The 8760-nt window shown below is 60.2% G+C and carries 13 protein-coding genes; 8 read left to right on the plus strand and 5 right to left on the minus strand.

All coding sequences use genetic code 11. The features are described from left to right. Window positions 1-216: 216 nt before the first annotated feature. Window positions 217-1980, plus strand: a complete 1764-nt coding sequence (locus DXY02_RS10865; RefSeq protein ID WP_114989351.1) for a gamma-glutamyltransferase family protein — start codon at window positions 217-219, stop codon at window positions 1978-1980. Window positions 1981-1996: 16 nt separating this feature from the next. Here the strand turns inward: DXY02_RS10865 and DXY02_RS10870 are convergent, their stop codons facing one another. Beyond that, window positions 1997-2389, minus strand: coding sequence for a DoxX family protein (locus DXY02_RS10870; RefSeq protein ID WP_114989352.1), 393 nt, complete (start codon window positions 2387-2389; stop codon window positions 1997-1999). 166 nt (window positions 2390-2555) lie between these two features. Here DXY02_RS10870 and DXY02_RS10875 point away from each other — a divergent pair, with 166 nt between their 5' ends. Next, window positions 2556-3431, plus strand: a complete 876-nt coding sequence (locus tag DXY02_RS10875; RefSeq protein ID WP_114989353.1) for a GNAT family N-acetyltransferase — start codon at window positions 2556-2558, stop codon at window positions 3429-3431. A gap of 11 nt (window positions 3432-3442) precedes the next feature. Here DXY02_RS10875 and DXY02_RS12740 read toward each other — a convergent pair whose 3' ends face one another. Further along, window positions 3443-3607, minus strand: a complete 165-nt coding sequence (locus DXY02_RS12740) for a hypothetical protein (protein ID WP_170950627.1) — start codon at window positions 3605-3607, stop codon at window positions 3443-3445. A 531-nt stretch (window positions 3608-4138) separates the two neighbouring features. Next, window positions 4139-4558 carry a hypothetical protein gene (locus DXY02_RS10880; RefSeq protein ID WP_114989354.1) on the minus strand — a complete coding sequence of 140 codons (420 nt, stop codon included), beginning with the start codon at window positions 4556-4558 and terminating at the stop codon, window positions 4139-4141. Window positions 4559-4726: 168 nt separating this feature from the next. On the opposite strand from DXY02_RS10880, the gene DXY02_RS12745 reads away from it, so the two are divergent. Both DXY02_RS12745 and DXY02_RS10885 read left to right on the plus strand, forming a co-directional pair. Continuing rightward, window positions 4727-4903 carry a hypothetical protein gene (locus tag DXY02_RS12745; protein ID WP_170951570.1) on the plus strand — a complete coding sequence of 59 codons (177 nt, stop codon included), beginning with the start codon at window positions 4727-4729 and terminating at the stop codon, window positions 4901-4903. A 131-nt stretch (window positions 4904-5034) separates the two neighbouring features. After that, entirely contained in the window at window positions 5035-5217 is a 183-nt protein-coding gene (locus DXY02_RS10885) for a hypothetical protein (RefSeq protein ID WP_114989355.1), read from the plus strand. A 423-nt stretch (window positions 5218-5640) separates the two neighbouring features. On the opposite strand, the gene DXY02_RS10890 is transcribed toward DXY02_RS10885, so the two are convergent. Next, window positions 5641-5817 carry a hypothetical protein gene (locus DXY02_RS10890; protein WP_244276293.1) on the minus strand — a complete coding sequence of 59 codons (177 nt, stop codon included), beginning with the start codon at window positions 5815-5817 and terminating at the stop codon, window positions 5641-5643. Window positions 5818-5825: 8 nt separating this feature from the next. Continuing rightward, window positions 5826-6095, minus strand: coding sequence for a hypothetical protein (locus DXY02_RS10895; protein WP_114989357.1), 270 nt, complete (start codon window positions 6093-6095; stop codon window positions 5826-5828). A 150-nt stretch (window positions 6096-6245) separates the two neighbouring features. Here DXY02_RS10895 and DXY02_RS10900 point away from each other — a divergent pair, with 150 nt between their 5' ends. From DXY02_RS10900 to DXY02_RS10915, 4 genes are all read left to right on the plus strand, one after another. Further along, window positions 6246-7025 (plus strand): GTP-binding protein, encoded by a 780-nt coding sequence (locus DXY02_RS10900; protein ID WP_114989358.1) that lies wholly within the window; start codon window positions 6246-6248, stop codon window positions 7023-7025. Between the two features lie 5 nt (window positions 7026-7030). Further along, window positions 7031-7846 (plus strand): metallophosphoesterase, encoded by an 816-nt coding sequence (locus DXY02_RS10905; RefSeq protein ID WP_114989359.1) that lies wholly within the window; start codon window positions 7031-7033, stop codon window positions 7844-7846. Further along, a complete protein-coding gene (locus DXY02_RS10910; protein ID WP_114989360.1) occupies window positions 7846-8556 on the plus strand; it encodes a phosphoesterase in 711 nt (236 codons plus the stop codon). Before DXY02_RS10905 ends, DXY02_RS10910 begins: the two co-directional genes overlap by 1 nt. Window positions 8557-8672: 116 nt before the next feature. Further along, window positions 8673-8760 (plus strand): GTP-binding protein (locus tag DXY02_RS10915; RefSeq protein ID WP_137024526.1); only part of this gene is annotated, 88 nt, incomplete at its 3' end.

Consider the following 8760-nt stretch of genomic DNA (forward strand, 5'->3'; position numbering starts at 1 on the left):
AATGCCTATTTGGCTTCCTGAGAGTTCTCTGAGAAACGCTCCAATCGCACCTCGAACGGCCCTCCACTGATCCACTCTTGGACTGAAGGCTGTGGTGCCTTCAATGCGTCAAGCAGGAGCGGGCTGAGGGGCCGGCTCTTTTTTGGATCAGAAGGCCAGCAAAGACCAGCAGTTCACCTCACCAGCCATAAGACTAAAACCAGCCGATCGAACACCGTGCTCTCCAAGCTCAGAGCGTTGCTGCTGGCGCTGAGCCTTTGGAGCAGCCTCCCCGCAGCGGCAGCACCGATCAGTCGCGACGATCCGGAATCCAGCGACACCAGCAGCAGAGGCATCTCCACCGCCCGCGGATCCGCCGTGGTGGTCACCGCCAATCCCCTCGCCAGCACGGCAGCGCTGGCTGCGTTGAAGAACGGCGGCAGTGCCATCGATGCTGTGGTTACAGCCCAGGCGGTGCTGGCGGTGGTGGAACCCCAGAGCTCCGGCCTGGCAGGTGGCGGTTTTCTTCTGCACTGGGAGGCCAAACAACGCCAGCTTTCAGTGCTGGATGGCCGTGAAGTGGCCCCCGAACGCAGCAGACCCGGCGATCTGCTTGATGCCGCGGGGGATCCCCTCCCTTGGCGACAGGCCACCAGCCAAGCCAACGCCATCGGCATTCCCGGCACCGTGGCCCTGCTCTGGGAGGGCCATCAAAACCACGGCCAGCTGCCCTGGAGTCAAACCCTGGAACCGGCGATCCGCCTGGCCAGCGATGGCTTCCTGCCGAGCCCGCGGCTGTTGCGCTCCGTTCGCCTGGCCCAGCGCTTCGGCGTGGCCCACAGCCCTGCGTTTCAAGCGCTCTACCTGCCCGGCGGCCAGCCACCAGCAGCAGATCAACCCTTCCGTAACCCAGCCCTGGCACGCACCCTGAAACTGCTGGCCAGGGAAGGGGGACCAGCCTTTTATCAAGGGCCTATGGCGCAGCAGCTCCTGGACGGGGTGAATGCCCTGCGGGCCAGCGAGCCGAACTTCCACGGCTGGAGCTCCACCGATCTGAGCAGCTATGCCGTGGTCCGCCGCACCCCCCTCTGCAGCCAACAGCTGCAGCATCGGATCTGCACGGTGCCGGCCCCCAGCAGTGGTGGCTTGGCGCTGCTGCAAACCCTGGCGTTGCTGAACCAGACCACCAACCTGGCCAGCTCCAGCGCAGCTAAGCCGCAGGTGTGGCGGCAGCTGGCCCGAGCCCAGGCCTGGGCCGATGCCGACCGCCTCTACTGGGTGCATGACCCCATCGATGGAGCGGTTCCCAGCGCAGCCCTGCTGGATCCGGCCTACATCGCCAGCCGGGCCAGAGCCATGCAGGGCGCAAAAAGCTCAAGGCCAACACCGGGGTTGCCGGCAGGCATCGATCACTATCCCTACGGCCGGCCAGATCGGGGCATCGAACAGGGCACCAGCCAGATCACCATCGTTGATGCCAGAGGCAACATCGCCTCCTACACCTCATCGGTGGAGACGATCTTCGGGAGTCGGCACCTGATAGGAGGCATGGTGATGAACAATCAGCTCACCGATTTCGCCTTCAAGCCCAGCCTTGGAGGCAAACCGATCGCCAACCGCCGGCTGCCTGGACGGCGGCCAATGTCGTCGATGGCGCCGACGCTGGTGTTCCGCAAGGGCGAGCCGGTGCTGGCCCTCGGCAGCCCCGGCGGCCGCAGCATTCCCCATCTGCTCAGCCGGGTGCTGCTGGCATCCCTGATCTGGAACGAACCGCCGGCGCGGGCGGTGGGCCTTCCCCATCTCTCCCGCCGAGGCACAACGCTGGTGCTGGAGAGCGATCCGCCGCTGCCCTGGCCGTTTCCGCTGCAGCAGCTCAAAAGCGAAGCAAACTCCCGGCGTCAGAGCATCGGCAGTGGCACCGCTCTGATTCAAAAAATCGGTGGTGGCTGGCAGGGGGCCGCTGATCCGCGTCGCGAAGGAACGGCCTTGGCCTTGCCCTGATCCAGCCAACCGGCGATCAACCCTTGGAGCGCAGGTGCGTGAAGCTGGGCACACCATTGCCCCAGGCACGGGTGATGGCCAGGATCAACGCCCCGATCAGGGCAAGGTTCATCGCAAAGCCGCTGTCCACCGGGAAGGTGTGGAAGATCAGCGTGGTAGGCACCAGGAACAGCAGCAGCAGTGAGGCCCCTAGCACCGTGTTGCTGCCGAACACCAGCAGGATCGATCCGGCGATCAGCACCACGATCGCCGCCACCAACAACACAGAAGGCAGGGGTTCGGGGATTCCCTTGGAGGCGATGAAGCCTGCGGTTTCAGCGAAGTTGGTGAACTTGGCCGGCAGGGCATTCACAAACACGGCCGCCATCAGCACCCGGCCGAGGAAATCGAACACCTTCGAAGCAGTCATGGGGATCAAGAGCCCGCAGGCATAGCAGTCATGACGTGCACCCTAGAGAGCAACTGTTCAGCATGAACAGTCATGCACCAGCAGAGGATGAGCTGATCCAGGGATGGAGATCAACCGTCAAAGGCGGTAAGACGGAGTTCAGCAGGGTCGGGATGGGCCGAGCTCGATGCTGGAGATCAGCCCCTTCACCCCCGCCGACCTCGACGTGGTCACGGCCCTGGCCCGTGAGCAGGATTTCGCCCCAGGAATCGGCGATATCGAGATCTACGCCAACACCGATCGCCAGGGGATCTGGCTCGCTTGGCAAGACAACGCACCGGTGGGCTGCATCGCGGCGGTCACCTACAACCCCGACTACGCCTTCATCGGGCTGTTCGTGGTGAAGCCGGAGCATCGGGGCCAGGGGATCGGCCGCCGGCTCTGGCAACACGCCTTAAAAACCCTCAGCGGCGTTCAGTGCATCGGCCTGGAGGCCGCTGTGCAGATGGTGGGCTTCTACGAACGAGCTGGATTTCAGAAGGACTGCATCACCACCCGCCGGCAGATGCTGTTCCGCAGCGAGGCATCACTGGACGCAAGCCCCAGCCAGCGCAGCGACGTTGCCGTCGTGCCCTTGCACGAGGTGTCGCTGGAGGCGATTCAGCGCTACGACGAACGCCATGAGATCAGCCCAAGGCCCCACTTCCTTGAGTTATGGCTCCGCCACAGAGCCGGAGATGTGTTCGCGGCGAGGGATGCCGAGGGCGAATGCCATGGCTACGTGCGCATTCGGCCTTGCCTGCTGCCGATCGGCGAGGGCTGGCGGGTGGGCCCCTGGCTCGCCGAAGACCCCGGCATGGCCGTGCTGTTGCTGAACAACGCCCTGGACCACCACAACGGTGTCGTCCTGATCGACACTCCCGGCCACAACCCGAGCGCCAAAACCATCCTCAGCGCCAGGGGCTTCAAACCGATGACGTCAACGGTGCGGATGTACAAGGGCGTGATCCCCAGGGGGCACGACCGCAACATTTACGGCCTGGCCTGCCTCGAGCTTGGTTGATCGCTGAACGATCACTCCACCAGGAATTCGCTGCGCAAAGCCCGCGCATCCTGAATCCGCTGCCCCACCGCGAGCTTGCGGAGACGGGTGTTCAGCCAGGCGCGCAGTCGGGTGGACGACACCGACTTGTTCAGCAGACCGTCCGAAGGCTCAGGCGTGCCGAAGGGAATGGTCATAAACCACGCTCGGTGGTTCAGGCTAATCAGATTGCAGCCACGCCAGCCCCACTTTCAGCCGGTTCTGGCCTGAAAGGCAATGCGTGTTCGTGCTGATTGCCAGGGCCTGGCCCAGCCCCAAGACTGTGTGCATCGAGATCGGAGGCGTCCATGCGAGACGACGGTCCAACCGAGCAGACCTCAGAAGCAAGCTGACTTTCTGGCCCCTGCTCCAACAGTTTTCACACCTCTTGTTGGGTGCGCCCTTCGACAGGCCTTGTGCGAAAGGCCAGGCCGATCGGCACTCCATCTGCACCGTGTCAGGTGCCCTAAGGAGCTCCCATCACCCGACCCCTTGGAACATGGCCCCAGGCGCCATAAGCCAGACGCTTCGACCTTCCTTCAGCCACATCTGATGGATTGCGTCATGCACAAACGAGCGAGTTAGGCCGCCTGTTCAACGGAACGGGACGGCCACACCAACCCTGAACACCATCGTTCAGACACAGACCCCCGGCCCCTCCGTCACAGGGACCGGGGGTCTGCTCTGGTTCAGGCCTTGCGCTTTTGATCGGCCTGCCGCAGTTGCTCCCGCAGGATGATCGGATCATCACAGTGGGATCTGCGATAGAGGGCTTTGATCTTGCGTGACTCCTCATCGAGCAACTCCAGCTCAACCGCGTCTGCCATTCCCACGGTGAAATCTTCGATCTGGCGGTCTTCAAACTGATTCTCAAGAGCCATCAACTCCTTCAACGAATCACTCATATACAGACAACTCGACGCCATCAATTTGAGGTTTTCCCGGATCTTGATATCGGCCTGCTCACGAACATCCCGCGCCTTTTCCAGCGTGGCAATCAGATCACCACTGGCCGCTTCCTCAAGCGTTGCCGCAGACACCGTTGAGGTTGTTGCACAACCGAGCACCAGCACCAGCAGCAACGCCAGAACGGATTGCAGAACCCTCATCGGAACCCCAGAAGACAGGTCACGTTAAAGGGAGTCATCAGACGACTTCCCCTCAGATGAGGGAGACATCGTTTTGGATTACCACTCCACACCCCCTCAAGTGGGTGATGTGTGGCCCTCAGGTTTTGCCGATGCTGATGGAACACGAGGCGAGGAGCACCGAAAACCATGACCAACACAACAGCCAAAGCTCAATTGCTCGATCTGCTGATCGAACCGCTGAAGGGATGCAAAGGGCTTTATGCCCATCGGGAGAACCTGATGCAACGGGTGATGCGCATGCCCGATCTGGAAGTGCGCGATCACCTCGATCGGCTCAAGGCCAGCCATTTCCCAGGCACCTGAACCATCAAGAACTAAAGAGCTCAATTCTTAAGGAATGCTGAGAGACACAAAGAAAGCCAAACCGGTATCGGTTGTCGCAGCCCGGTCCAATCATGGATCCGTAGGACGGCTGCAGTTTCAAACGTGATCCCATGGCCGAAACCCTGCGTCTGCCCTACTCCGTTCAAGGCAATGGAACCGTGGAATCGATCGGCAATCACCTATATCGGGTCTGCGGACCAGCCGGATGCACCGTTGTGATGGGGCTCAGCAACGCCCTCTACCTCAGCCGAAACGTGCCTGAAGTGGAACACAACCACCGCTCACATCGATGACAAAAAAAAATCGCCCCAGCCATGGAGCGAATCATCAAGCCGGAGCAATCCCCATCACCCGGCTCCTAGCACCAGATCTTGATGCGTTGGCTCGATAATACTCATCCAGCCCCAGATCTAGGGGGAGCACGATTACTTATGCAAAGCCCGTTGATTACACATCAACGCTGCATATGGCGGCATTGCTCGTTATATTGAGAGACCCCATCACCCGGCCCGCCTCTTCGGCGGGCTTTTTTATGGCTTTACGCCAGATGTAGCGCAGGGACAAACACTGCAAAGGAAAGCATAAAAAAGGAAGGGTTCCCTAATCCCTCCCCTGTTCGACGCAGTTTCCCCCTGTTCTGAGCTGGGGGTTACCTGTTCATTCTGTATCTCCAGGAACCAAACGGCATCGGTGATTGCACCTAGCGAACGGGCGCATCAGCGATGAAGAAGGCCAGCATCGATCTTGGCGTCGGGATTGAGCTTGATCAGCATCCAAAGCAACATGGCCGAGCAATCGCGATCACTCACGCCGTAGTCATATTTCCAGTCAGCCACCATTCCCTTGAGCTCATGCTGAGCCTGGGTGATGAACTCATCGTTCCATTCCTGCACCAATCGATTCAGTCCTCTTCCAGATCCTCTTCTGTGACGTAGAAGGGCTCATCAGAACCGGGCTGATCGTTCTCCAGCACGAGAACCTTGAGCGAATCATCGCTCTCAAACACAAAGAGGCCGTCCTCATCTGGATGAACCCCCTTCATTTCAGGGTGCTGGTTGACGAGGCGCTTGAGGCGGCGCTTCTCCTTCCAGAACTTGGTCCCTTTTTCAACCAGATAAACCGTCAGAGCCAAGTTCACCAGCACAAGGGCGAGGAACTCCAAGGCCTGCATAGATCAAAACCGGGTTCTGATGACCCTAGCGAGAGAAGCAGGGAGCGCCATAGCAAGCGATACCAAGCGACCAAAGGCACAGGGAGAACGGGGCAGGCCAGCGACGGCGGCTCATAATGAGAATGATTCTCGGATTTAGGGGAGGTTGCGATGGGGCAGGTGTGCCTGATTTCAGGCCCTCCGGGGTGCGGGAAAACAACCTGGGCGCTCCAAAGGCTCCAGCAGCATCAAGGCCCCTGCGCTTACCTGCGGCTGGAGGGAGAGAAGGCAGCGGGGCTTGAACAGGGAGAAGACAGCGGAATCGACCTGACCTGGCTCAAGGACCAGGTGCCCAGGCTTGAGGAACCGGCAACAGCGAACTCGACGGACCTGGAGCAGGACAACGATGGACTGACCCTGATCGAAGTGCAGCAGTTCCATCCCCCCAGCAAGGAAGGAGTTGAAGGGCTCGGAGACGACGTTCGCTCCAAGCTGGAGGCCTTGCAGCTGCACCCCGACCCACTCCTGCACTTCGGGCGAGACCCTGAATTGCCTGCAAAGGACACCCTGGAGTTCAGCAAGCTCGAGTCCTGGCACACCTCTCTTTCGGGTTGTGTCTGGGATCCCAACAGCCTGAGCAGCTTTTGGTTTGAACTCGTGAACGGTGCCTACGGCGATGTGTACCGCGCCAAAGGCCTGATGAATCTTCCTGACGGGCGGGCATTTTTTTGCAATTGGATGGTGAGCCAGGAGTCATCCCAGTTCCTTCCCCTGGACGCCACGGCACCGCCGCAGGGTCGCCCCAGTCGAACCTCAGAGCTCGTTGTTCAGGGCAAGGCACTCAACCCTGAAGGCATTCAAGCCACCATCAGCGACTGCTTGCTCGCGGATGACGTGCTCGCCATGCAGCAACAACAGCTCCAGCAACAACAACCCACCTCGCAAGGCTGATTGACATGAACCACGCCGTCATCTCCTGTTTGCACGCCAACCTTGCCGCCGTGGAGGCCGTGCTCGACGACATTGACTCCCAGGGCATCCAAACCATCACCTGCCTTGGCGATCTTGTGGGCTACGGACCCCAGCCCAATGAAGTGGTGGAACTGGTGCGTCAGCGCGAGATTCCCACCTGCCAGGGCTGCTGGGATGAGGACATCATTGACGGTCTGAATGCCTGTGAATGCAGCTATCCCTCCCAGCTGGCGGAACGACGAGGTCATCGCGCCCATCACTGGACAGCCGATCTGCTGACGGAGGAGAACAAGGCCTTTCTGGCTGAACTTCCGATGACACTGCGGCGCGACAAGATGTTGTTTGTGCATGGCAGTCCGAACAGTCAGCACGAATATCTGTTGCCTGACATGAACGCTTTTGCGGCCCTTGAACGGGTGGAAACAGCAGGAGCGGAAACCTTGTTCTGCGGCCACACTCATCAGCCCTATGTGCGCGAACTACGCCAGGGATCGATTCGGGTGAAGGTGCAACAACGCGATCAAGGCGCACCAACAGAGCAGGAGCTGGAACTGCCGATGCGGCGGATCGTTAACGCTGGTTCAGTGGGGGAACCGCGTCATGGCAGGACCAAGGCCACCTATGTGATCCACAACGACAACACCGGAGAGGTGACAATTCGAGAGGTCGACTACGACGTCGCCAAAACCTGTCGAGCGATCGTTGATGCGGGCTTACCGGAGGTGTTTGCCTGGAGGCTCAGCCAAGGCTTCGAGTACGCCGAGCGGGCTGAAGACGCCAGCCATGTCTGTGAGCGCTGATGGAACGCTGGGCCCTAGTGAGTGGTCTCCAAGGAGACCTGGATCTGTACGAACAGATTCAGAAGGAGTTGAAGCAACAGCGGGGTGTTGCCAATCTCTTTGTTCTCGGTGATCTGATCGGATCACAACGCAAGTGCAATGCACTGCTCGAGCGGCTGAGGCAGCCAAAGCGCGCTGATCTTCAGCCCGACTGCATCTATGGCTGGTGGGAAGAGCAGCTTCTGGCGGAGTGCGGTTACCGCGGCGAACGCAAGGCTGAAGGCCTCAGAGCCGAGCAGGGCGAGGCGGCGGTCGGAGAACTTCTCGCTTCGGTGGACGCTGACCATCTCAACTGGCTGGCATCGCTGCAGTTCGGCTTCATCGAACTCGACTGCGCTTTGATTCATGGCAGCTCCGCCGACGTCGGCGACCGGCTGACGGGAGACACTTCAGCCCTGGTACTGCTGGATCGACTGACACGGCTGGATGTGAACCGGCTGTTTACGGCGCGCTGTCAGCGTCAATTCCGACTGGAGCTTTCCGGTGGATCCATCCAATCCCACGTCAAAGACCATGCCGGTGAACAGCAGAGCGAACAGGCTGTGCCCAAGCGAAGCGTGATCGGCATTGGAGGGGGGAGGCACTACACCCTCTACGCCCCCGCCACGGATCACATCGAATTTCGAATTGCGGGAGGGCCTTCCAACGCTTCGGGGAGGGGCTTTGGCTGACTGCCACGTCTCGAGATGTTGTGTCGCAGCAACTGCTGAGTGAGTTGCTCACCTGAACACAAGAACGTCGTTTCACAACCTTTGATCCCAAAGATCACTTCTGTTTTTCGGACCCAATGACCACTGAACCCTCCACCGCTAACGTTCCCGTCACCATTCTCAGCGGCTTCCTCGGAGCGGGGAAAACGACGCTGCTGAATCACA

The organism is Synechococcus sp. N19, from assembly GCF_900474045.1.
Lineage (GTDB): Bacteria > Cyanobacteriota > Cyanobacteriia > PCC-6307 > Cyanobiaceae > Parasynechococcus.

Bases quoted from the DNA above. Each gene is read 5' to 3' on its own strand.
- DXY02_RS12745 (WP_170951570.1), top strand. From the start codon at position 4,727: ATGACCAACACAACAGCCAAAGCTCAATTGCTCGATCTGCTGATCGAA.
- DXY02_RS10870 (WP_114989352.1), bottom strand. From the start codon at position 2,389: ATGACTGCTTCGAAGGTGTTCGATTTCCTCGGCCGGGTGCTGATGGCG.
- DXY02_RS10900 (WP_114989358.1), top strand. From the start codon at position 6,246: ATGGGGCAGGTGTGCCTGATTTCAGGCCCTCCGGGGTGCGGGAAAACA.
- DXY02_RS10885 (WP_114989355.1), top strand. From the start codon at position 5,035: ATGGCCGAAACCCTGCGTCTGCCCTACTCCGTTCAAGGCAATGGAACC.
- DXY02_RS10895 (WP_114989357.1), bottom strand. From the start codon at position 6,095: ATGCAGGCCTTGGAGTTCCTCGCCCTTGTGCTGGTGAACTTGGCTCTG.
- DXY02_RS10875 (WP_114989353.1), top strand. From the start codon at position 2,556: ATGCTGGAGATCAGCCCCTTCACCCCCGCCGACCTCGACGTGGTCACG.
- DXY02_RS10910 (WP_114989360.1), top strand. From the start codon at position 7,846: ATGGAACGCTGGGCCCTAGTGAGTGGTCTCCAAGGAGACCTGGATCTG.
- DXY02_RS10905 (WP_114989359.1), top strand. From the start codon at position 7,031: ATGAACCACGCCGTCATCTCCTGTTTGCACGCCAACCTTGCCGCCGTG.
- DXY02_RS12740 (WP_170950627.1), bottom strand. From the start codon at position 3,607: ATGACCATTCCCTTCGGCACGCCTGAGCCTTCGGACGGTCTGCTGAAC.
- DXY02_RS10880 (WP_114989354.1), bottom strand. From the start codon at position 4,558: ATGAGGGTTCTGCAATCCGTTCTGGCGTTGCTGCTGGTGCTGGTGCTC.